The sequence below is a fragment of the Kribbella antibiotica genome, assembly GCF_004349055.1.
GTDB lineage: Bacteria > Actinomycetota > Actinomycetes > Propionibacteriales > Kribbellaceae > Kribbella > Kribbella antibiotica.
On record NZ_SMKX01000099.1, the window covers coordinates 1 to 21169 of the forward strand.

Here is a 21169-nt window from a genome sequence, read left to right on the forward strand (position 1 = left end):
GGGATGGTCGGGCACGGGGTGGGTTCGATGATGTCTAGAGGTTGGAGCTGTTGTGCTTACCCTGACTGAGAACGCGACTCTGGTGATCAAGAGCATCACGGGGGTCGAAGGTGCGCCGGAAGGTGCGGGCGTACGGATCTCGCAGGAGAACCCGGCGGATCCGACGCTGGCGGTAACGACGACCGAGGCGCCGAAGCCTGGTGACCAGGTGGTCGAAGAGGCTGGTGCGCGGGTGTTCCTGGAAGAGAACGCGGCCAATGCGCTGGACGACAAGATCCTGGATGCGGCCGTGGACGACAAGGGTGGTGTCGAGTTCCTGCTAGTACCGCAGGCTGGCGCCGCACCGACGGTCTAAGAGCCGGGTACGACGGGGCACCAACCTGATTGTGGTGCCGCGGCGTACCTGATCCGGGCGCGGCTGGTTCGACCCTCCCAGGGACCAGCCGCGCCCCGGGTCTGTCTAGGGGGCGCTGCGTTGAGCGATCCAGCTTTCGTGCAGGCGTGAGTACACACCGCCTGCGGTGACGAGCTCAGAGTGCGGTCCGCGCTCGACCACTTCTCCGTTGTCGAACACCAGCACCTCGTCCGCAGCTTCCGCGGTCGACAGCCGGTGCGCGATGGTGACCGACGTACGGCCGGTCATGAGTCGCTCCAGCGCCGCGTTGACCCGGACCTCGGTCCCGGGGTCGACAGCCGATGTGGCCTCGTCCAGCACCAGCAGGTCGGGGTCGGCGATGTTTGCCCGGACCAGTGCGACCAGCTGACGCTCTCCTGCCGAGAGAGACTCGCCACGCTGCCCCACCGGCGACTGCAGCCCGTCTGGCAGCGACTCCAGCCAGTCCGTCAGGCCGAGTGACTCGAATGCTGCCAGCAACTCGGCGTCTGTCACCTCAGGCCGTCCGAAGCGGACGTTCTCGGCCAGCGACGCGTCGAACAGGTAGCCGTCCTGCGGCACCATCACGACCCGCTCGCGCAGCGACTCGAAAGAGATCTCGCGCGCGTCGGTGCCGTCCAGGAGGACCGCACCGGAGGTCGGATCCATCAGCCGGGTGAGCAGCTTCGCGAACGTCGTCTTGCCGGAACCGGTCTCCCCCACGACCGCAACCCGTCGGTGCGGTTCAAGGCGCACAGCGACATCGCGCAGTACCAGCTCGCCTTCGGGGTAAGCGAAGTTCACGTCTGCGAACTCGACCGCGATCGGTCCGCGGGCCTGCTTCACGCCGTCCTCGCCGGGGTCGACCACATCGGCCGGAGTGTTGATGACACCGAGCACTCGGCGCCAGCCGGCGAAAGCGCTCTGCGCATCGGTCAGCACCTGGGTGGCGATCTGCACCGGGTCGGAGAAGAGCGCGACCAGGAACATGAACGCGAGGATCTCACCCAGCGTCGCCTTGCCGTCCACGCCGAGCAGTACGCCGGCTGTCAGCACGCCCGCATTGGCCAGACCGGCCGCCAGACCGCCGATGGAGAAGGTGATTCCGGTCAGCGTCTGCGCACTGGTCGCCGTACGGCGGTAGTCGTCGACCGTCGAGTCGATCCGCGCCTGCGTGCGCTGCTCGACCGCGTAGGCGCGAACCACCTGAGCACCGACCACCGGCTCGGCGATCGCGGACAGCATCTCGCCGACCTTCGCCCGGACCACGCCGTACGCGGACGACATCCGCCGCTGCAGTGCCCGCAGGCTCGCGAACAGCGGGATGAAGCAGACCAGCACCACCAGGGCCAGCTGCCACGAGTAGAAGAACATCACCACGGATGCGAGCAGCATCTGCCCGAGGCTGACCAGGAAGATGAACCCGCCAAACTGGAGGAACTGCGACACGGTGTCGACGTCGGAGGTCACCCGGCTGACCAGTGCGCCGCGGCGCTCGGTGCTCTGGGTCAGCACCGGCAGATCGTGCACATGCCGGAAGGCCTTGATCCGCATGGTCGCCAGACCGCGCTCAGAGTTGATCGCGAGCCGCACAGTCGTCAGGTACGACGCTCCGGCGGTCACTGCGATGCCGACCGCGCACACCGCGACCATCCAGCCCACGAACGACATGTCCGGCCCACCGGGTCCGGAGAGGCCCTTGTCGATGGTCTGCTGGACAGCGATCGGGATGACGATCCGCCCGGCCGTCATGGTCAAAGCAAGAAGTGCGGTGATCCACCAGCCCTGCGCAAGCTCGGGTGAGATCCGCAGCCCCTGCCGCAGCGTCTCCAGACCACCGGCATCATCGCCGTGATCCATCCGAGTCGCCTCTGCCGCACTCATGCCTCCACCTCGCTAGCGCTCGGCTCCGTCATGAGCGCGATGGCAACTGTGCCCTTTGTTCGCTCGCTACGCTCGCTCATGCCTTCACCCCATCCAAGTCGTCAAGCTCTTTGTCCAGCTCAGCCTCTTCGAGCCGTCGCTCGGCGTCCTTCTCGTACGCGTCCACCAGCTCCCGGTACGCCGCCGATGTCTCCTGCAGCTCGGCATGCGTGCCTTGGGCCGTGATCCGGCCCTCGTCCAGGAACAGCACCTCGTCGGCGAGTGAGATCGTCGCCTTCCGGTATGCGATCACCAGCACAGTGGTCGCAGCAGTCGCGTCCTCCTGCACCCGGGACCGCAGTCCGGCCAGGATGCGCGCCTCGACCTGTGGGTCGACCGCGCTGGTTGCGTCGTCCAGGATCAGCAGGCGCGGCCGCCGCACCAGAGCGCGAGCCAGTGCGATCCGCTGCCGCTGCCCACCGGACAGCGTCGTACCGCGCTCGCCCACTTTGGTGTCCAGACCGTGCGAGAGCGTCGTCACGAACCCGTCGCCCTGAGCGATGCGCAGTGCGTCCCAGATGTCTTCGTCGCTGTAGTCGCCGCCCAGTGTGATGTTGCCGCGGATGGTGTCGTCGAACAGGAAGGCCGTCTGCGCCACCAGTGCGACGGACTCTGCCAGCTCACCACGAGCCAACCCCCGCAGGTCAGTGCCGTCGACCTTGATCGATCCCTCCTCGGGATCGACCAGCCTGGTCAGCAGCGTGGTCATGGTCGACTTGCCCGCACCAGTCGGCCCCACGACCGCGACAGTCCGGCCGGGCTCGACGGTGAAGTCCATGCCGTTCAGTACGTCGCGCTCCGGCAGGTACCCGAAGCGCAGCCCGGACACGTCGAGCTGGGCCGCCGTGTTCGAGGTCAGCCGGTCCTCGCCGTACTCCATGCCGCCCTCAGCGGTCAGCACGCGCTGCACCCGGTCCCAACCGACCACGGACCGCGGTAGCTCACCAAGCACCCAGCCCAGCGCCCGGATCGGGAAGCCGATCAGCGTGAACAGGAACGCAACCTGTACGACGTCGCCGGCGTCCGCACCACCTGAGCGCACCCGCCCGACACCGACCAGCAGCACGATCAGCACGCCGATCCGGGGCAGTGCGTCGATCACCGGGTCGAACATTCCGCGGGCCTTGTTCACCGCGATGTTCGCATCGCGCAGCGCGTACGTCGGCGCCCGGAAGCGCTCGGTCTCCGCAGCCTCGCGGCCAAGCGTCTTGACGACCAGTGCGCCGTCGAACGACTCATGCGCCACCTCGGAAACATCCGCGCGCAACTGCTGTGCCCGTGTCGCCAGTGGCTGCAGGACTCGCTGGAAGATCACATTGGCCACGAAGACGAGTGGGAACACCAGACAGCCGACCAGAGCGAGCCAGGTGTCGGCCATGAACATCGCAACCGTGGCGAAGGCCAGCATGGCGAGCACACCGATCGCCATCGGCAGCGGCGCGATCACGAACCAGATCGACTCCACATCTGCGTTCGCATTCGACAGCAGCTGACCGGTCGGGTGCTTGTGATGCCACTCCAGCGGCAACTGCTGGTACTGCCGAGTGACCCGGCGCCGGTACGTCGCCTGCAGCCGGAACTGCATCACGCCGGCACCGATGCGTCGCCCGACCACTCCGATGGCGCGCAGGATCGCGATCCCGAGGAAGAGCGAGACGAGCGCGGCCAGCGCACCGAAGGTGGTGTCACCGCGCTCGAGGGCCGGCCGGATCACGTGGTCGGTGGCCCAGCCCAGGGCCCAGCCGTCGGCCACCGTCATCGCGCCGTACAGCACGCTGGCTGCCACCGAGAACGCGAAGACCCACGGCTCCTCCCAGATCGCGACCCGCAGGACCGCGAACCCACGCCGGGTCGCGCTCCCTTTGTCAGGGACTTTCGGCACGGGCAAGAGACACTCCAGGACAGTCAGGTGCGAACAGCAGTCACAAACATGACAACGATTGACATTCTGCCATTCCCCACCGACAACTTCGATCGCCTTACTAGGATCACTGTGTGACTGACTACAGCCGGGTGGAACGACTTGCTCTGTGTGACCTCTTCGACGAGCTAGGACCCGATCAGCCGACGCTGTGCGACGGCTGGACGACGTACGACCTGGCCGTTCACCTGTACGTCCGGGAGTCCGACCCGATGGCCGGTCCGGGGATCATGATCGCCGCGCTCGCCGACACCACCGAGAAGCGGATGCAGCGGGCCAAGGACAATCTCGGCTACGCCGGTGTGGTCCAGAAGGTGCGCAACGGCCCGCCGCGCGCCTCGATCTACGGCCTGCCGTTCATCGGGCACCAACTGAACACCACCGAGTATCTGGTGCACCACGAGGACGTCCGCCGCGCCCAGCCCGAGTTCACCGTGCGTACGCTGCCGGCCGACCAGCAGGCCAACCTGTGGAAGGGGCTCCGGCTCGCCAGCCGCGCCATGACCCGCAAGGCGACCAGTGGCATCGTGCTCCAGCTCCCCAGCGGCCAGTCGGTCGTCGCCAAGCAGCCGACCAACGGCCGCACGGTCACCGTGGTCGGTGAGCCGGTCGAGCTGGTGCTGTTCTGCTTCGGTCGGCAGGAGGTCGCCGATGTTCAGCTCGAGGGCGACCCAGCGGTCATCGAGGAGCTGAAGGCGACTTCATTCGGCTTCTGAAACGGCGGCCGCGGCGTGCTTGTGGCGAGCCTTCTGGATCAGGCTGCTGACCACCGTGGTCAGCACCACCAGCACGATCGCCGCCACGATGCCCTGCCACGGTTCGGGGAAGAGCACGTAGCCGAGTAGCCCGATCGCCATGTAGACCGCTGCCCACAGCGACGACGCGGCCAGGTCGACCAGCGCGAACCGCTCCCACCGATAGCCGGCCAATCCGGCCGCCAGCAGCACTGGCACCCGGCCACCGGGGACCAGCCGCGAGGTCAGCAGCACGCCGATCTCGTGCTCGCTCAGCCGATCCCGCAGCGCGTCCAGCTTGGCGTTGTCGCGCAACCACCCGACCCGCTTCGCCAGCTTCTCGCCACCGAACCTGCAGCCGGCGTACACGATCAGGTCGCCGACATACGCACCACCAGCACCTGCGATGAGCACACCGACCAGCCCGATCGGGTTGCTGTGTGAGGCCAGTACGGCGCCCGCCGACACGGCAGCACCTGTCGGCAGCACCGGCAGCACAGCGCCGATCAGCACTGCACCGCCGAGGGCGAACAGGTACCACAGGTCGAAGTCCGCGTTGCCTGTCATCCCGCCACCTCGGTCGACTCTCCTGGTACCAACAGATCCACCTTCACTGCCGGGTCCAGCTCAGTCAAAGCAGCCCGGAACTGGTCCCCCGGCGCCAGGAACAGCTCTGGCTTGACTCTGTCGAACCCGATCGGCCAGAACGTCCCGAAGTGGATCGGGATCGCCACACTGGCGCCAACACGCTGGACTGCCTCAGCAGCGCGGGACGGGTTCAAGTGCCCGGGCCCAAGCGACGGTCCCCAGCCACCGACCGGAACCAGTGCCACGTCGACCGGTCCAGCTTCCGCCGCCAGGTCGTCGTACAGGTCGGTGTCTCCGGCGAACCAGACGCTGGGTGCACTGTCCACGCGATACCCGAGCGCAGGTCCGTTGTACGACGACCACGGCAGCCGGCGGCCGTCATGGTGTGCAGTGATCACGGTGATGTCGAGTGAGCCGATCCTGATCTGGTGGCCGGGCGCTACCTCGATACAGCGGTCCGAGAAGGCGGCGCCGTAGTCATGGTGGATCAGCCGAGCCGCACCGCGCGGTACGACGAGTGCGGCCTCCCGGTCGACCAGGGGCAGCGAGGTCATGTGCAGATGGTCAGCATGCATGTGTGAAATCAGTACGGCGTCGCACTGGCCGGCCTCAGGTGTCGGCGCCGGACCGCGCCGCCGCCGGAGGTGAGCGATCCGCGACGTCAGCACCGGGTCGGTCAACAGGCGCGTACCGTCCGCCTCGATGGTGGTGGTCGCGTGACCCCACCAGGTGATCCGCACGCTTCAGGCCTCTACTTTCGTCTCGACCGGGTCCTGCACGTCCTTGCGTTGCCCGAGATTCTCGAGCCAGCTGACCAGCTGCGCGTGGACCGCGTCGGAGCCTACGGGAGTCTCTTTGAGCTCCCACCGCGACGGGTGCACCAGCACTGCATTGGTCTGCCAGCCACCGATACCGCCATGGCAGCCGACCAGCTCCTCGAACGCAGCGACCTCATGGGTGTAGTCGTCGACCCGGCTCACCACCACCAGGTCGCCGTTGTGCGGCAGTTCGGCCTGGCGCAGGATCGAGGCCGGAGCAAACGGCCCGTACCGCGCCAGTGGGTCCTCCCCCTCGATTCGCCCGGACTTGAGCACCCGGACACCGGCGCTGCCGATCGCGACCGGCCCCTCAGCTAATGACTCGACCACGACGAACCCGATGCCCGGATGCGTCGCCAACCCGGGGATCAGCTTGGGATGCAGCAGCTCGATCTCTTCCAGCGGCACCCGGCCCGGTGTGGTCGCCAGGTAGATCAGAGCCAAGTTGCCCGAGGCTGTGACGATCATCTGCTCGTCGGAACCCGTAGCCGGCTCGCAGTCCTTCGGCCCTAGCTCCACCTCGCCGCGGGAGGCCTTGCTGTGCAGGGCTTTGCGGGTCACCGCACCCGCCACACTGCGCCGTAGCGACAGCTCGGTCAGGAACGCGTTCACCGGTCCCCAGCCCTCAGACTTCCCGACCGCTGCGACTGGCTCACTGGTCGTGTCGACCAGCTCGTCGACCACGTCGGTCAGCGTCCGGCCGTAGCGCTGCAGGAAGGTCGCGCCCTGGCTCTGGCCGTGGTCCGACACGACGACGATCTCGTACGAGTGCGGCAGGAGGTCGATGATGCGCTGCAGCGCACCGAGCACTCGGTCGAGCCCTTCCAAGGCCTGCAAGGACTCCGGCCGCGTCGGCCCGGCGTGGTGCGCGACCTCGTCATAGTCGACGAAGTCGCAGTAGATGACCGGTGTGCCCTTCACGAGCTCGTCGGTGATCAGCGAGACGTTCAGGTCGCGCAGCAGCACGTTGGTGACAGCTCGCAGGAAGATGTAGCTGCCACCGCGCTTGACCCGCGGTACCAGGTTGCGCCGGCGCTGTCTGCGGGCCTGGAACAGCTCCTTCACCATCTCGGCCACGCACAGCACCAGTCCGCGCGCAGCACCCTGCGGACTGGAGAAGAACCGGACATAGCCGCCGCTGCGGCTGTTCGGAAGCGCTGCGCGGCTGAACACCAGCTCGCAGTGCTCAGCATCCCCGGACCAGTTGTTGCTGATGCTCACGCCACCGTCCGCGAGCAGTCCGCGACCGGTCGACATCCGCGCCTCGATCTCGGCAGCGTCCCGGCCCCGGTTGGTCACCATCACCCGGCCGGCCTCTTTCTCGTACCACCGGAACGCAGGGATCTGGCCGGAGCCACCGTGCAGGATGCCGGCCTGACTGGCCGGAGTCGTCGCCGGTACGCCGGTGTGCCACTCCACCATCGAGTGCTTGCCGTCGCGGATCCAGCCGCCCAGATTCGGCAAGTTGCCGGCCATCACCATCCAGTTGAGCAGCGGCGCCGACAGGCCGTCCAGCTGGATGATCAGCATCCCGGTCTTCGGCGCTGCCGCCATCTTGCGGGCCCGGCGGCGCACCACCCGCATGATCTCGGCGATGTACGCGTCATCACTCCCGGCGTACGCGAACCAGCCGACGAACGCGCTCACCGACGACATCACGATCGACACCACGAACACTGCCTCGGGGCCGCCGGACAGGTTCACGCCGGGATCGGCGGTGACGCCGAGGTAGACCACTCCGAACTGGGACAGCAGGCCACCGACCAGTACGCCGAGTGAGCCGATCAGAACCGCCACACCGGCCAGCACCCAGCGCATCAGGACGCTGAAGACCGCCAGCAGCACCACAAGCCGCACGATCGGCATCCAGCCGTCACTGCTGATCTGCGGCAGCGTCCAGAACGTGATGATCAGAGAGATCAGCGACGCCAGCCCACCGAGCAGCATTGCCTGCAGGCCCCGGCCGGTACGGCGGAGGTCCAGCCAGACCGGCTTGCGTCGCCGGTCACCGGAGACCTGTTCAGGTGGTTTGGCCATGGTCCGAGCGTACGAGGCGTGGTACGGCGCACTGTCACCGCGCCACGCCTCGGGAGAAGGCTGTTACTGAAGCTCGAGGTAGTCCACTTCGGTGTAGAGCGTGCCCTTGGTGAGCCGGACCGTGTTCCAGCCCGCCTGCAGTGTGACCGGGACCGACGACTCGCGCCACTGGTTCCAGCCGGTGAACGGGTAGCTGACCGACCCCTGGCTGTTGCCGTTGATGGACAGTCCGTGACTGGCCGTGCCCTGGGAGCCGTTCGCGTAGCCGACGTGCAGCGTGTACCCACCGGCAACCGGCGCGAAGACGCGGTTCTCGACCCACGAGTCGGCGAAGTCGATGTAACCGACCGCCTTGCCACCCGATGCGCCCGCAGAGTTCTCCCGCAGCACGCAGCGATTCAGTGTGCCGCTCTCGGCCTCGGTCCGGACCCGGCTGCCGCGGACCACCGGCCAGTCACCGGCCCAGCCGACATCAGCCACGAACATGTGCCGTGCGCCGTTCACCCAACCGTGCAGGAACACCTTGTCACCGACGAAGTCGGCGCCACCAGGGCCACAGACCTTGCCGTCGAAGGTCTGCGTCGTCAGCAACGGCCGCTGCTGCGAAGTCCACGGGCCGGTCAGGCTGGTCGCGGTGGCATACGCCGTCTGGTAGTTGCAGTCGTTGTAGCCATTGGTCGAATAGAACAGCAGGTACCGGCTGTCGCGTTGAACCAGGTCAGGTGCCTCAGCGATCCCGTTCGAGGTCAGCAACGCGGTGTTGCCGCCGGCAAGGGTCTCGCCGTTGTCGGTCGTCTTGGTCAGCCAGATCGTCGACGGCTTGCTGATCGCGTTGCCATCGTTCTTCCAGACCAGGTAGCGACTGCCGTCCCGGTCCACGAAGGTGTTGGCGTCGATCGCACCACCCAGGTCGAGCGGGCAGATCAGCGGCTCCGTGCCGACCGGTGTGAACGGTCCGCGCGGCGAGGTAGCAGTCGCGACACCGATGCACTGGCGATCGGAGGTCTTGTGCCAGGCGGTGTAGGTGAGGGTGTACGTGCCGTCCGGGTTCGGGTACACGTCCGGCGCCCAGGTGCGGCCGGGCTTGGCCCACGCTGCTGACGGGCCGCCGGGCATGGCGTCACCGCGCGTAGTCCACGGTCCCTCCGCACTCGGCGCGGTGGCGACCGGGACAGTGCCGAGACCGTTGTTGGTCGAGTAGGCGTACCAGGTGCCGTTCTGCTGGAAGACGTCCGGATCCGGAAAGTCTCGCGAGATCACATCGGCCGGGAAGACAGCACCGGCAGCTTCCTGTACGGCGGCCTGCACCGGGGTCGCCTGGACAGCGCACAACCCGATTGCGGCGGCCGTGACAGTGGTCGCGAGTAGTCGTCGAAACATCTGCACTCCTTGGGAGTGGGGGCGGGATCTGCAGTTTTACATCGATTCACCTGAGACGCGAGGCCCTATGGTGTTGGAGACTCGGACGAGTCGGATTCTGCCTGGTTGAGGAGTGTGAAGTGAGCTATTCACCGTGGGTTTCAAGGCGCAAGCTGATCGCGGCAGCGGCAGTGGTCGCCGTAGCCGCGGGCGCAGTGTTCTCGCAGGCCGTAGGATCGTCCGCATCGGCTGACGACACCCCGCTGCAGACCCAGCTGGACCAGTTGCTGACGAACAGCGCGTACACCGGGTCTCAGGTCGACCTGGTCGTCCGGGATGCAACCACCGGCGAAACGCTGTACAACCGCAACGGCGGCAACCGCCTGATGCCGGCCTCGAACACCAAGTTCTTCAGCTCCACCGCCGCGCTCGCAGTTCTCGGCCCGTCGTTCCGCTTCCACACCGACGTACTGGCGAGCGCTCCGGTCAAGAACGGCAAGCTCAAGGGCAACCTGTACCTCAAGGGGTACGGCGACCCGACCACGCTGGAGGCGGACTACATCGCCCTGGCCAAGCAGCTCAAAACCGCTGGGGTGACCCGGGTCGGCGGCGACCTGATCGCCGACGACTTCTACTTCGACCACGTCCGCCTCGGTGACGGCTGGGCCGGCGACGACGAGTCGTCGTACTACTCCGCCCAGATCTCCGCGCTGACGCTCGCGCCGAACAACGACCTGGACTCCGGTACGGCGATCATCGAGACGCTGCCCGGGGCTGCGGCCGGTGACCCGGTCAAGCTGAACACAGTCCCGGCGAACGACGTACTGAAGGTCGTCAACACTGCGACCACCGGTGCGACCGGCTCGGCCAGCACTCTGGTGGTCGAGCGTGAGCACGGCACCAACACTGTCCGGGTCAGTGGTTCGTTCCCGCTTGGCGCGGCCAAGTCCAGCAAGTGGGTGACCGTCTGGGAGCCGGAGCTCTACGCGGCCGACGTGTTCCGGCGGGCGCTCACCGCCGAGGGCATCACGGTCAGTGGCCGGATCAAGAACGCCGCTACCCCGGCCGGCGCCACTGTGCTCGCCAAGGACGAGTCGATGACCGTCGGCGAGCTGATGAACCCGTTCATGAAGCTGTCGAACAACATGCACGCCGAGCACCTGGTGAAGACCATGGGCGCGGTCAAGAAGGGCCAAGGCACCTGGTCCGCCGGGCTGTCCGTCGTCAACGAGTACGTCAAGAGCAAGGGCGTCGACACCAGCTCCATCCGGCTCAGCGACGGCTCCGGGCTGGCCCGCAAGGTGAACGTGACCGCGAACTCCATCAGCACGCTGCTGCTCGCCGTACAGACCGAGCCCTGGTTCCAGCAGTGGTACGCCGCACTGCCCATCGCGGGCAACCCGGACCGGTTCACCGGGGGGACATTAAGTGCCCGAATGCGCAACACCCCGGCAGCCAACAACCTGCACGGCAAGACCGGCTCACTGACCGGAGCGACCGCACTGTCCGGCTACGTGACTAACAAGGACGGCCGCAAGCTGGTCTTCTCCATGCTGAGCAACAACTACATCACCTCGCCGCGCCCCGTGGAGGACCAGGTCGGCGTGCTGCTCGCCTCCTGGAGCGACCAGACTCCCCCGGCGGCTGCTATCGCGCCGGAGAGTCGCCAGAGCACTCAGCCAGTCTGTGAGTCGGAGTGGGTCAAGGCCTGTTAAACCAGTCGACAGTACGGCGGTCGTTCTCCACCATGTGGACATGACCGCCGTACTGCCAGACACGTTCACCGTGCGACCGCCGACCAAGGACGACGCGCAAGCCGTCTTCGACCTGGTCGCCGCGTACAACCACACTGTGGTCGGTTTCGCCGACTACACCCTCGACGACGCCTTCGATGAGCTGACCGAACCCGGGTTCGAGCCGGAGACCGATGGCTGGCTGGTGTTCGACGGCGATCAGCTGGTCGGCTACGGCTCGGTCTTCGGCAAGGGCGAGTTCCACGTCCTCGACATGGACGCTGTGACCAGTGACCCGGTCGTCGAGGCCTACCTGCTGGGTGAGATCACTCGGCGTGGCCGCGAACTGGCCGCCGCGCACGGACACACCTCGGTGCAGCTCGACACCGGCGTCTATCGTCTCGACACCGGCCGCCGCGCACGCCTTGAGGCGGCTGGCTACGCCAGGGGTACGACGTTCCACCGGATGCGGATCGACCACCACGGGCCGGTGCCGGCCCCCGCCGTACCGGCTGGTGTTGTGGTCCGCCGCGGCACTCCGGACGAGGAGTCGCAGCGCGCGGCGCACCACGTGGTGATTGCGGCGTTCACCGGCCAGTACGGCTTCGAGGTGCGCTCGTTCGAGGAGTGGCAGGCCTCCCATGAGGCCCAGTCGACGTTCGACTGGGCTGGGATGGCTCTGCTCGAGATCGACGGCAAGGCAGTCGCCATGCGCGAGTGCACCGACGCCTTCATCGAGGACGAGAACTGCAACTACGTCGGCCGGCTCGCCGTACTGGATGAGGCTCGCGGCAAGGGGCTGGCCAAGTTCCTGCTCCGCGACCAGTTCGCCCTGGACGCGGCCGCCGGACGCACCGGAACACTCCTGCACGTCGACACCAACAACCCGACACCGGCCCTGGGCCTGTATCTGTCGGTCGGTATGACGGAGTCCCTCGTCATCGACTCGCTGCGCTGCACGGTAGCGGTCTGAAGGGACGGCCGGCCGGGGCAGTCGCGGTCCGCCCCGGCTAGCCGTCAGTACTGGAGGATGCGCTTCCCAGCTTCACCGGCGTACACGGTCCTGCCGTCGACCGGCTGCCGCAGGTCGAGCTGGATCACGGACGGGTGATTGTCGGTTCCCAGCGGGTTGCACTCCGGAGAGTCGGTCGCATCCGGTGCAACCGAGTAGCGGTAGGCAGCGACCCGGATCGAGTGCTCGTCCTGCTTCAGGATCCGGACCACGGTGTCGGGCAAGCAGTCCCACGACGAGGCCACGTTGGGCGGTACGCCGACCAGCAGCACCCCCGGCTGCCCCTTCGACACTCTGACCGAGGTGATCTGGATCTCGCCGACCAGCAGCATCACCGTCTTGCCGTACCTGAACGAGTCCGGTGGCGGACCGTCGTCCAGCAGCCCTACCGTCGGATCGATGCTGATGGTCGTCGACGGTGCGACCGGCGCCTCTTCGGCGCGCGGCTGGTCGATGACCGCCAGTGTCGCGCCACCGGCCACGACGACCGCAGTGACCAGCGCGGCCGTCACCCGGCTGCGGATCTTCCGTCCGCGGGCGGCGCGTTCGACGTACTCGAACGGCGGCGCCTCCTCCGGCGTCTGCTCGTCGACGTACTGGGTCAGTAGTTCACGCATTCTCAGGCACCTCCTTCACCTCGAGCAGCGGCTGCAGCGCCTGCCGCGCACGGGCCAGCCGGGACTTCACCGTGCCGACCGGCACCTGCAGCTCCTCAGCAATCTGGTCCAGCGGCAGATCCATCACGTGATGCAGCACCACCACCGCGCGCTGCGCCGGCGGGAGCGCGGCCAGGGCCGTCTCCACATCCAGCGCCTCACCATCCGGTGGCGCCACCACCTCGACCCGGCGGCCGGTCAGCCGCGTCATCGCCTTGGCCGCCACCTGCTGCCGCCGAAGCCGACTGATCAACGTCCGCACCGCCACCGACCGAACCCAGGCCTCCGGATCCTCGTACTTACTGATCGAGTCCCATCGGCCCAGCAACTTCACATACGCGTCCTGCGCCACTTCCTCCGCGTCCGGCCGGGACCCCCCGATCGACACCAGCACACCGATCAGCCGCGGCCAGCTCCGCCGGTACAGCACGGCCACATCCGGCACCTGATCCCGATCCACTGAAGTCCCTCCCCTGCGCTTCTGGTGGTAACACGCGCTACACCCCCACCAGGTTCCACGAAATCCGAAACTTGTCGAGAGGAGATCTGAGAGATTACTCTCGAAACATGTCTCTCAGAAATCCGTACGGCGATTTCGAGATCACCGACCCGCAGGCGATGCGGGCGCTGGCTCACCCCGTCCGGCTGGCTGCACTCAGCTGGCTGCAGCGCCACGGGCCGGCGACCGCGACTCAACTGTCGGAGCACGTCGGCGCCTCCCCCTCGGTCACCAGCTGGCATCTGCGCCATCTGGCGCAGTTCGGGCTCGTGTACGACGGTCCGCCGCCGACCGGCACGGACAAGCGGCAGCGCTGGTGGCGTGCGGCGGCCCGGGGCTTCCGGATCGAGATGCCCGACACCCCGGAGGGCACCGAGGCGGCACGGCTGCTCGGCGGTCAGATGCTGAACCAAGCCGTGGCCGCCGCCCAGCACTGGCAGAGTGCGACAGAGCCCAGCCTCGCTCCGGAGTGGACCCGGGTCAGCGGCGTGTCGAACACCGGTGTCGTGATCACCGCCGAAGAGGCCGAGGCCATCCAGCAGGCGATGGAACAAGTCCTCGCGCCCTACGTGCAGCGCAACGACAGCGACGCCGTACCGGACAGTGCGCGGCTGGTCCGCTTCCTGCGCTTCTCGTTGCCTGAAGCAACCGAATAGAGGACGGCCGATGTCTACCAGCCTGTGGCGCGATCGCCGGTTCCGGACCTTCTGGTCCGCGCAGACCATCTCCGAATTCGGCGACCGGGTCACCGAGCTCGCACTGCCACTGATCGCCGTCACGATGCTGGACGCCTCACCGGCGCAGGTCGGCTTCCTGACCGCGGCAGTCTGGTTGCCGAACCTGTTCAGCCTCTTCATCGGCTCCTGGGTCGATCAGCGCCGCGACAAACGCCCGCTGATGATCGCCGCCGACCTCGCCCGGACCGCGCTGCTCCTGAGCTTGCCGGTCGCCTACTGGCTCGACCTGCTCACGCTCGGACAGCTGTACACGATCGCGATCCTGGCCGGGACCGCCGACGTCGTCTTCAGCGCGGCGTACGCGTCGTTCTTCGTCCGGCTCGTCACCCGCGAGCAGCACCTCGAGGCCAACAGCAAGCTGTCGGCGACACGCTCACTCTCCTACATGGGCGGGCCGGCGATCGGGGGCGCCCTCGTCCAATGGCTGACCGCGCCGATCGCGATGATCGTCGACGCCGTCTCCTTCGCGTTCTCCGCACTTCAGCTCAGTCGGCTGAAGGCCGATCCCGGTCCGGTCGAAGACTCTCCCGAGCCGTTCCTGACCCGGGTGCGCACCGGCATGCAGTACACGCTGAAACATCCTTATCTGCGCAGCGCTCTCGGCTGTGCGACGACGGTCAACTTCTTCAACCTGATGTCGACCGCGCTCCTCGTTCTGTTCGCCAGCCGCGAGCTCGGGTTGCCCGCCGGCACGATCGGCCTGGCCTTCGGTATCGGCTCGACCGGCGGACTCCTCGGCGCGGTCGCGGCGAAACCGCTGACCCGGATCATCGGCGCGGGTCGTCTGATCGCCGCGGGCTCCGTCGTCTTTCCCGGCGCTATCGCGATCGCCGCCCTGGCCGCCGGTCCGATCTGGGCCCGCGCCGCGGCCCTCGCGGCCGCCAGCTTCGTCGGAGCCTTCGCGGTGATGTGCTTCGACATCCCGCTGAACTCGATTCAGGCCGCCGTCATCGACGACCAGCTGCGCAGCCGCGTGTACGGCGCCTTCAGCAGTATCAACTACGGCATCAGGCCGCTCGGTGCGGTCGTCGGCGGATTCCTCGGCACCTGGATCGGTGTCCGCGAAACCCTCCTCATCTCCGCAGCCGGCGGCCTGTTCGCCGTACTGTGGCTGATCGGCTCGCCCATTCTCAAAGTCAAGACCTTGGACGACCTCCAGCCGGTGTGATCAGTCCAGGTCCTCGACCTCGACGGCCTTGCTGACGGTCGTGCGCAGGGGAACCTCCTTGATGAAGAGGACTGCGATCAGGCTGACCAGGCCACAAGCGGCCGCGATCAGGAAGATTCGACCGGTGGCATCGCCGTACGCGTGGCGGACGAGCTCTGCCAGTTGCGGCGGGAGGTGGTTGACGTCGAGCAGGCTCTGGCCGCCGCCGGAGGCTTGGCCGCGGGCGCTCGCCGGGAGGCCGGCGAGGATCAGGTCCTTGACGCGAGTAGCCAGTACGGCGCCCAGCGCCGCGACGCCGACCGCGCCGCCGAGGCTGCGGAAGAACGAGACGGTCGCGCTGGAGGCACCGATCTGCGAGACGTCGACGGTGTTCTGAACGGCGAGCACCAGGTTCTGCATCATCATGCCCATGCCGATCCCCATCGACAGCATGCCGAGGCCGACCCACCAGTACGGCGTGGTGTGGTCGATCGTGCCGAGAATCAGCAGGCCGATGACGAGCAGGACGCCGCCGATGACCAGGTAGCGCTTCCACTTGCCGAATCGGGTGATCAGCTGGCCGGAACCGACCGAGCCAATGAACGAGCCGAGCATCATCGGGATGGTGAGCAGGCCGGCCTCGGTCGGGCTGTAGCCGCGGGCGATCTGGAAGTACTGGCCGAGGAACAGCGCGCTGCCGAACATCGCGACACCGACCGCCAGGCTGGCCACGATCGCCAGCGCGGTGGTCCGCTCCCGGACGACCTTCAGCGGGACGAGCGGCTCGGAGACCTTGCTCTCGACGAGGACGGCGAGCGCCCCGAAGAGCAAGGTGCCACCGACGAACAGCGCGGACTGCCAGGACATCCAGTCGAAGTCGTGTCCGGCGAAGGTGACCCAGAGCAGCGGCAGGCTGGCCGCGATACTGATCAGGATCGCGCCGAGGTAGTCGACCTTGACCTTGCGCTTGAGCAGCGGCAGATGCAGGTACTTCTGCAGGATGATCAGGCTGACCACGGCGAGCGGGACGCAGACGTAGAAACACCAGCGCCAACCGAGCCACGAGGTGTCGACGATGACGCCACCGATGAGCGGGCCGGACACGGTCGCGACCGCCATCACGGCACCCATGTAGCCGGAGTACCGGCCGCGGTTGCGGGGCGGGATCGCCGCACCGATGATCGACTGGGCCAGCGCCATCAGGCCGCCCATCGCAAGCCCCTGCAGTACGCGGGCGCCGATCAGGAACGGCATGTTGTGCGCCGTACCGGCCAGGGCCGAACCGACCACGAACAGCGAGATCGCAAGCTGCACCAGCAGCTTCTTGCTCATCAGGTCGGACAGCTTGCCCCAGATCGGGGTGGAGACCGTGGTGGCCAGCAGGCTCGCGGTCAGCACCCAGGTGTACTGCGTCTGGGAACCCTGGAGGTCGGCGATGATCGTCGGCAACGCATTGCTGACGATCGTCGAGCTGAGCATCGCTGTGAACAGCGCAGCCAGCAGGCCGATCAGGATCTCGAGGATCTCGCGGTGGGTGAGTTCCGGAGCACTGGGCAGTTGGCTCCGGGTCCCGTAATCCGCGGAAGTGACAGTCATCAGTCTCCCGTTGTGTGTGAACGCCTCACGGAGTCGGCGGCTTCGGTGACGGCGTGGGCCAGCCGCTTCAGGACACCGGCGGCCTCACCGAGTGCATCGTCATCGAAGTCCGCCAAGGCGGAGCGCAGTTGCTTGGTATAGGCGGAGTACATGGCCTCCAGCCGGGCCTTGCCGTCGTCGGACACCCGAACCAGCCCCACCCGGGCGTCTGCCGGGTCCGGCCGACGGCTCACCAGTCCGTCGGCCTCAAGGGTGGCCAGTTGTCTACTGACGACAGAGGCGTCGACGCCGAGCTTCGCGGCGAGCTCCTTGCCGCGCTGCTCGCCGTCGGTCATCAGCACCTTGAGGACACTGGCGTCGGCACGACGCAGATTGCTGGCGCCCGGCATCAGGTGCTTGTGCTCGATACAGCGCACGGCCCGGATCAAGGCGCTCACGCCTTCCATCAGGTCCTGGGCCGACGCGTCCCGCTCTACCCCCGGGACCAGGGGTTGCTGAGCTAGTTGCATAACCCAACTATATACATTAATAGTTGGTTTCTGCAACCATATGCGCAAGCCGATACGCTCCAGCTACGGAGAGTGAGATCAGCTCAGGTCGGAGTTGAGGTGACCGAGGAGGCGGCCGAGGTCGGAGAGATCCTCTGGATTCCAGCGGCTGAAGAGTGCGCGGAACTCGAGCTGGCGCTGAGCCCGGAAGGCGCCGAAGCGCTCGGCACCGAGGCCGGTGAGTTTGAGCAAGCGAGCGCGGCCGTCATCCGGGTCGCCGACCCGCTCAAGGAGGCCGAGCCCCTCGAGCTGGGTGATTCCACGACTGACGGTTGACTTGTCCAAACCGAGTGCGAGCGCCACGTCGGAGGCGCGCACGCCGACGCCGGCACCGCCCATGAACTCGACCTGCGAGATCAGCGCATAGCCGGCCGCATCCAGATCCGGGTGCACGCGCCGGGCCATCATCATCGAGGCCGAGCGAGCCCGGCGGAACAACGCCGACAACTGCTGCTCGATATCCGCGACCAATGGCTCCGTGCTGCGCTCGGTCTCCGGAGTGGTTTCGGTCACCGGACCACGATCCCGGCATCGCGCAGCGCCTTCTTCACGTCGGCGATCCGGAAGTCGCCGAAGTGGAACACACTCGCAGCCAGTACGGCGTCCGCTCCCGCCTCGACCGCAGGCGGAAAGTGCTCGGGCGCGCCCGCTCCCCCGCTGGCGATCAGCGGCACGTCGACAACGTCGCGCACGGCCTTGATCAGCTCGAGGTCGAAACCCTTTTTGGTGCCGTCGGCATCCATCGAGTTCAGCAGGATCTCGCCCGCACCCAGCTCACACCCGCGCCGCGCCCACTCGATCGCGTCCAGCCCGGCCGACCGCCGGCCACCGTGCGTCGTCACCTCGAAACCACTCGGCTGATCGGACGAACGCCGTACGTCGAGGGAGAGCACCAGCACCTGATTGCCGAACCGGTGCGCAATCTCCTTGATCACATCAGGCCGTGCAATCGCGCCGGTGTTGATCCCGACCTTGTCCGCGCCGGCCCGCAACAGCCGGTCGACGTCGGCCACCTCCCGCACTCCCCCGCCAACCGTCAACGGGATGAAAACCTGTTCCGCCGTCCGCCCCACCACGTCGTACGTCGTCTCCCGCGAACCCGAGGACGCCGTGATGTCGAGGAAGGTGAGCTCGTCGGCCCCCTCCGCGTCGTACACCTTGGCCATCTCGACCGGGTCCCCGGCATCGCGCAGCCCGGTGAAGTTCACACCCTTGACCACCCGCCCGGCATCGACATCCAGGCAGGGAATCACACGCACGGCAAGAGTCACGCGCCAAGGATATCCGGCGGCTGTTCAGTTCCGGCCGAACAGCCGTGCCCTGGGCGGCATCCTCGGGCAAACACCGAATCGACAGCGGTGCTACCGGGGTAGTACCGTTAGACCATGGCTGTTGAGAAGCTAAGTGTTTCCCTCCCGGACACCGTCGCGGTCCGAGCCCGGCATGCGGCCGAACGGGCCGGTCTCCCCTTGTCCGCCTGGCTGGCCGAAGCCGCCGAGACGGCGGCAAATCTGGCCGAAGCCCATCTGGCCGCCGAAGACTACGAGGCGGTGTACGGCAAGCCCGATCCGCAGGAACTGCAGGCCGGCCGTGCCCAACTCGCGGAGGCCGGTGTCATCATCGGCGCGGCCGAGACGCCGGAGTACGCCGCCAGCCGCCGGGCGGCGTTGGCGCGTCTGCTCGGACTGCCTGAAGAAAAGCGGCTGGGATGACCGCCTTGATTCTGGACGCCGGCGCGCTGATCCACGTGGAGAACAAGCCGCGGGGTCGGGTCTACGGTCTCTGCCGCGATGCTCTGGACAGCGGAATTCACCCGCAGATACCTACCGTCGTACTGGCGCAGGTGTGGCGAGCCAGTCCGCGCCAGGCTCCGATCGCCACGCTGCGCCGGATCTGCAAGACGATCCCCTTCACCGACGACACCGCCGAGGCCGTCGGCCGGCTTCTCGCACTGTCAGGGACCGCGGACGTGGTGGACGCCGCCGTGGTGGTGGCTGCGCTCAGCCACGGTGGAGCGGTGTTGACCTCGGATCCCGGCGACATCAGCAAGCTCGCCGACGCCGCCGGGATTGCGATTCCGCTGCTGGTCGTCTGACCCGGACCTGCGCGTCCGTCCCCTGTGGCGACCGCGCAGGCCGGGTGGTCAGGGGGCTGTGCGGTTGCGCTTGACGAGCTCGTCGATCAGGCCGCCGCCAGGGAAATCCATCATGACGACGCCGGTGCGCGCCATCGATGGCTCGCCGCCGAACTTGTCGTCGCGCCCCGGATAGAACTCCGGGCACCGGCCGTCGGTGTTGTGCAGACACTGGATCAGGAACTCGTTCACGCCGTTCGCCGTCGGCGTCCCGCCGGCCACGGTGAACGGATGCGCGCCCGAACCCGAGCCGCTGGTGTAGTTCACATACATCGAGTTCGGCTGGTAGACGTGCTGCTTCTCGCCCGGCCGGCTCAGGTCCCACACGCCATTCGCCCGGCGCATGTGGGTGCGGACCTTCTCCCACTTGTCGTTGATATCGCTGATGTCGTCGACCTGGTAGTCGTCCTGCACCCACTCCTCGTTCGACCCACCACCCGGATACGGGATCTTCAAGCCGTAACCGCCGTAGATCCCACCCCGGACACCGCGGAACGTGGTCAGCACGATCTTTCCGCGCGTCTCACTCAGCTTCGGGGTGTCGGCCTGGTCGGTCCCGGTCACCGACGGCGTCCAGAACAGGTTGCTCCAGTTGGTCGCCGGGACCGAGGTGTCACCGTCGCCGGTGTACGCCTTGCCTTCGAGGTACGAGCGCAGCGTCTTCAGCCGCCACTCGTCGTTGCCGTAGCCATCGGCGTCGTTGCAGGACCCGGTCTCGCCGGTGCACTCGGCCTTGAGGTGCAGCAGGATCGTCTCGCGCGGGTGCGCGGCGAGGAAGTCCCGCGCCTTCGTCAGGACGTCGGTGAAGTTCGCCCATTGGTAGTACGTGCCGTGGTGGACGGTGAAGCTCATCCCGGCATCGCCCTTGTCGACGCGGACCCGGATGTCGAGGGCGCGGATCCCGGCGTTGAACTGAGTGGTCAGCGTCTGCCCGCTGTACCCGTGGTTCTCCTGCGTCTTGGTGATGCTGGTGGTCACCGGGTCGCAACTGTCACCGCCGGTACCGGAGTACCCGCACAGAGCCAGGCTGTCGTGCGTGCCGGGGACCGAGAGTTTGTCGAGGGTGGTGTCGCCGGGGACCCGGCTCATCCAGTCGACGTTCGAGGCCGAAGCGCTCTCGATGCTGTTGTAGTACTCGTTGGCCGAGGCAACTTGCGTCGTCATCACCAGTGAAGCGGCGGTGATCGCGAGGGTTGTCACGGCAGCCAGGAGCAGCCGGGATCTGGGCATGGGCAGACACCTTCGGTCGACAGGGGGCGGACGTCGAACGCGATGACAGTAGCGGCTTGAGAGCGCTCCCACAACGTTGTAACGATGAACAAGGGACCTCCAATGGGCCAGAATCGGCCAGACC

The 21169-nt window shown here is 67.2% G+C and carries 21 protein-coding genes; 8 read left to right on the plus strand and 13 right to left on the minus strand.

The window, feature by feature from the left end; genetic code table 11:
* The first annotated feature begins 52 nt into the window (after positions 1-52).
* Entirely contained in the window at positions 53-355 is a 303-nt protein-coding gene (locus E1263_RS27785) for a Fe-S cluster assembly protein HesB (protein WP_132172573.1), read from the plus strand.
* 105 nt (positions 356-460) lie between these two features.
* Here the strand turns inward: E1263_RS27785 and E1263_RS27790 are convergent, their stop codons facing one another.
* Positions 461-2257 carry an ABC transporter ATP-binding protein gene (locus tag E1263_RS27790; protein ID WP_132172575.1) on the minus strand — a complete coding sequence of 599 codons (1797 nt, stop codon included), beginning with the start codon at positions 2255-2257 and terminating at the stop codon, positions 461-463.
* Between the two features lie 76 nt (positions 2258-2333).
* On the minus strand, positions 2334-4178 hold the full coding sequence (locus E1263_RS27795; protein WP_337590288.1) for an ABC transporter ATP-binding protein: 1845 nt from the start codon (positions 4176-4178) through the stop codon (positions 2334-2336).
* A gap of 113 nt (positions 4179-4291) precedes the next feature.
* On the opposite strand from E1263_RS27795, the gene E1263_RS27800 reads away from it, so the two are divergent.
* Entirely contained in the window at positions 4292-4933 is a 642-nt protein-coding gene (locus E1263_RS27800; protein WP_132172579.1) for a TIGR03085 family metal-binding protein, read from the plus strand.
* On the opposite strand, the gene E1263_RS27805 is transcribed toward E1263_RS27800, so the two are convergent.
* From E1263_RS27805 to E1263_RS27820, 4 genes are all read right to left on the minus strand, one after another.
* Positions 4919-5518, minus strand: a complete 600-nt coding sequence (locus E1263_RS27805; protein ID WP_132172581.1) for a DedA family protein — start codon at positions 5516-5518, stop codon at positions 4919-4921. The two genes, E1263_RS27800 and E1263_RS27805, sit on opposite strands and share 15 nt — an antisense overlap.
* Positions 5515-6279 (minus strand): MBL fold metallo-hydrolase, encoded by a 765-nt coding sequence (locus E1263_RS27810; protein ID WP_132172584.1) that lies wholly within the window; start codon positions 6277-6279, stop codon positions 5515-5517. The genes E1263_RS27805 and E1263_RS27810 overlap by 4 nt, the downstream gene beginning before the upstream one ends.
* A 3-nt stretch (positions 6280-6282) precedes the next feature.
* Positions 6283-8394 (minus strand): alkaline phosphatase family protein, encoded by a 2112-nt coding sequence (locus E1263_RS27815; RefSeq protein ID WP_132172586.1) that lies wholly within the window; start codon positions 8392-8394, stop codon positions 6283-6285.
* A 63-nt stretch (positions 8395-8457) separates the two neighbouring features.
* The gene (locus E1263_RS27820; protein ID WP_132172588.1) at positions 8458-9774 is read right to left on the minus strand and encodes a family 43 glycosylhydrolase; all 1317 of its coding nucleotides are present in this window, start codon (positions 9772-9774) and stop codon (positions 8458-8460) included.
* 119 nt (positions 9775-9893) lie between these two features.
* Between E1263_RS27820 and dacB the strand changes: the two genes are divergently transcribed.
* Both dacB and E1263_RS27830 read left to right on the plus strand, forming a co-directional pair.
* Positions 9894-11468: a D-alanyl-D-alanine carboxypeptidase/D-alanyl-D-alanine endopeptidase gene (dacB, locus tag E1263_RS27825; protein ID WP_238161580.1), complete on the plus strand. Its 1575-nt coding sequence runs from the start codon at positions 9894-9896 to the stop codon at positions 11466-11468.
* 40 nt (positions 11469-11508) lie between these two features.
* Positions 11509-12459 carry a GNAT family N-acetyltransferase gene (locus tag E1263_RS27830; RefSeq protein WP_132172590.1) on the plus strand — a complete coding sequence of 317 codons (951 nt, stop codon included), beginning with the start codon at positions 11509-11511 and terminating at the stop codon, positions 12457-12459.
* A 44-nt stretch (positions 12460-12503) separates the two neighbouring features.
* Here the strand turns inward: E1263_RS27830 and E1263_RS27835 are convergent, their stop codons facing one another.
* Complete coding sequence (locus E1263_RS27835; protein ID WP_132172592.1) at positions 12504-13115, minus strand: hypothetical protein; 612 nt, start codon at positions 13113-13115, stop codon at positions 12504-12506.
* Positions 13108-13614, minus strand: a complete 507-nt coding sequence (locus tag E1263_RS27840) for an RNA polymerase sigma factor (protein WP_132172594.1) — start codon at positions 13612-13614, stop codon at positions 13108-13110. Before E1263_RS27840 ends, E1263_RS27835 begins: the two co-directional genes overlap by 8 nt.
* Before the next feature lie 107 nt (positions 13615-13721).
* On the opposite strand from E1263_RS27840, the gene E1263_RS43350 reads away from it, so the two are divergent.
* Together E1263_RS43350 and E1263_RS27850 are read left to right on the plus strand one after the other, a co-directional pair.
* Complete coding sequence (locus E1263_RS43350; RefSeq protein WP_202869078.1) at positions 13722-14309, plus strand: ArsR/SmtB family transcription factor; 588 nt, start codon at positions 13722-13724, stop codon at positions 14307-14309.
* Between the two features lie 10 nt (positions 14310-14319).
* Positions 14320-15558 carry an MFS transporter gene (locus E1263_RS27850; RefSeq protein WP_132172596.1) on the plus strand — a complete coding sequence of 413 codons (1239 nt, stop codon included), beginning with the start codon at positions 14320-14322 and terminating at the stop codon, positions 15556-15558.
* Here E1263_RS27850 and E1263_RS27855 read toward each other — a convergent pair whose 3' ends face one another.
* The 4 genes from E1263_RS27855 to hisF form a co-directional block, all read right to left on the minus strand.
* On the minus strand, positions 15559-17133 hold the full coding sequence (locus tag E1263_RS27855; RefSeq protein ID WP_132172598.1) for an MFS transporter: 1575 nt from the start codon (positions 17131-17133) through the stop codon (positions 15559-15561). It abuts the gene before it with no gap.
* Positions 17133-17642: a MarR family winged helix-turn-helix transcriptional regulator gene (locus E1263_RS27860; RefSeq protein WP_132172600.1), complete on the minus strand. Its 510-nt coding sequence runs from the start codon at positions 17640-17642 to the stop codon at positions 17133-17135. The genes E1263_RS27855 and E1263_RS27860 overlap by 1 nt, the downstream gene beginning before the upstream one ends.
* A 78-nt stretch (positions 17643-17720) precedes the next feature.
* On the minus strand, positions 17721-18194 hold the full coding sequence (locus E1263_RS27865; RefSeq protein WP_238161582.1) for a MarR family winged helix-turn-helix transcriptional regulator: 474 nt from the start codon (positions 18192-18194) through the stop codon (positions 17721-17723).
* Positions 18191-18952 carry an imidazole glycerol phosphate synthase subunit HisF gene (gene hisF / locus E1263_RS27870; protein WP_132172602.1) on the minus strand — a complete coding sequence of 254 codons (762 nt, stop codon included), beginning with the start codon at positions 18950-18952 and terminating at the stop codon, positions 18191-18193. The genes E1263_RS27865 and hisF overlap by 4 nt, the downstream gene beginning before the upstream one ends.
* 114 nt (positions 18953-19066) lie before the next feature.
* Between hisF and E1263_RS27875 the strand changes: the two genes are divergently transcribed.
* Both E1263_RS27875 and E1263_RS27880 read left to right on the plus strand, forming a co-directional pair.
* Positions 19067-19393: a hypothetical protein gene (locus E1263_RS27875; RefSeq protein WP_132172604.1), complete on the plus strand. Its 327-nt coding sequence runs from the start codon at positions 19067-19069 to the stop codon at positions 19391-19393.
* Positions 19390-19776, plus strand: coding sequence for a PIN domain nuclease (locus E1263_RS27880; protein WP_202869079.1), 387 nt, complete (start codon positions 19390-19392; stop codon positions 19774-19776). The genes E1263_RS27875 and E1263_RS27880 overlap by 4 nt, the downstream gene beginning before the upstream one ends.
* Before the next feature lie 48 nt (positions 19777-19824).
* Here the strand turns inward: E1263_RS27880 and E1263_RS27885 are convergent, their stop codons facing one another.
* The gene (locus tag E1263_RS27885; RefSeq protein ID WP_132172606.1) at positions 19825-21045 is read right to left on the minus strand and encodes a phosphatidylinositol-specific phospholipase C; all 1221 of its coding nucleotides are present in this window, start codon (positions 21043-21045) and stop codon (positions 19825-19827) included.
* Positions 21046-21169 lie beyond the last annotated feature (124 nt).

Excerpts from the sequence above, each read along its gene's own strand:
- E1263_RS43350 (WP_202869078.1), top strand. The coding sequence starts at position 13,722 with ATGTCTCTCAGAAATCCGTACGGCGATTTCGAGATCACCGACCCGCAG.
- E1263_RS27860 (WP_132172600.1), bottom strand. The coding sequence starts at position 17,642 with ATGCAACTAGCTCAGCAACCCCTGGTCCCGGGGGTAGAGCGGGACGCG.
- E1263_RS27835 (WP_132172592.1), bottom strand. The coding sequence starts at position 13,115 with ATGCGTGAACTACTGACCCAGTACGTCGACGAGCAGACGCCGGAGGAG.
- E1263_RS27880 (WP_202869079.1), top strand. The coding sequence starts at position 19,390 with ATGACCGCCTTGATTCTGGACGCCGGCGCGCTGATCCACGTGGAGAAC.
- E1263_RS27805 (WP_132172581.1), bottom strand. The coding sequence starts at position 5,518 with ATGACAGGCAACGCGGACTTCGACCTGTGGTACCTGTTCGCCCTCGGC.
- E1263_RS27850 (WP_132172596.1), top strand. The coding sequence starts at position 14,320 with ATGTCTACCAGCCTGTGGCGCGATCGCCGGTTCCGGACCTTCTGGTCC.
- E1263_RS27875 (WP_132172604.1), top strand. The coding sequence starts at position 19,067 with ATGGCTGTTGAGAAGCTAAGTGTTTCCCTCCCGGACACCGTCGCGGTC.
- E1263_RS27855 (WP_132172598.1), bottom strand. The coding sequence starts at position 17,133 with ATGACTGTCACTTCCGCGGATTACGGGACCCGGAGCCAACTGCCCAGT.
- E1263_RS27820 (WP_132172588.1), bottom strand. The coding sequence starts at position 9,774 with ATGTTTCGACGACTACTCGCGACCACTGTCACGGCCGCCGCAATCGGG.
- E1263_RS27815 (WP_132172586.1), bottom strand. The coding sequence starts at position 8,394 with ATGGCCAAACCACCTGAACAGGTCTCCGGTGACCGGCGACGCAAGCCG.
- E1263_RS27790 (WP_132172575.1), bottom strand. The coding sequence starts at position 2,257 with ATGAGTGCGGCAGAGGCGACTCGGATGGATCACGGCGATGATGCCGGT.
- E1263_RS27830 (WP_132172590.1), top strand. The coding sequence starts at position 11,509 with ATGACCGCCGTACTGCCAGACACGTTCACCGTGCGACCGCCGACCAAG.
- E1263_RS27885 (WP_132172606.1), bottom strand. The coding sequence starts at position 21,045 with ATGCCCAGATCCCGGCTGCTCCTGGCTGCCGTGACAACCCTCGCGATC.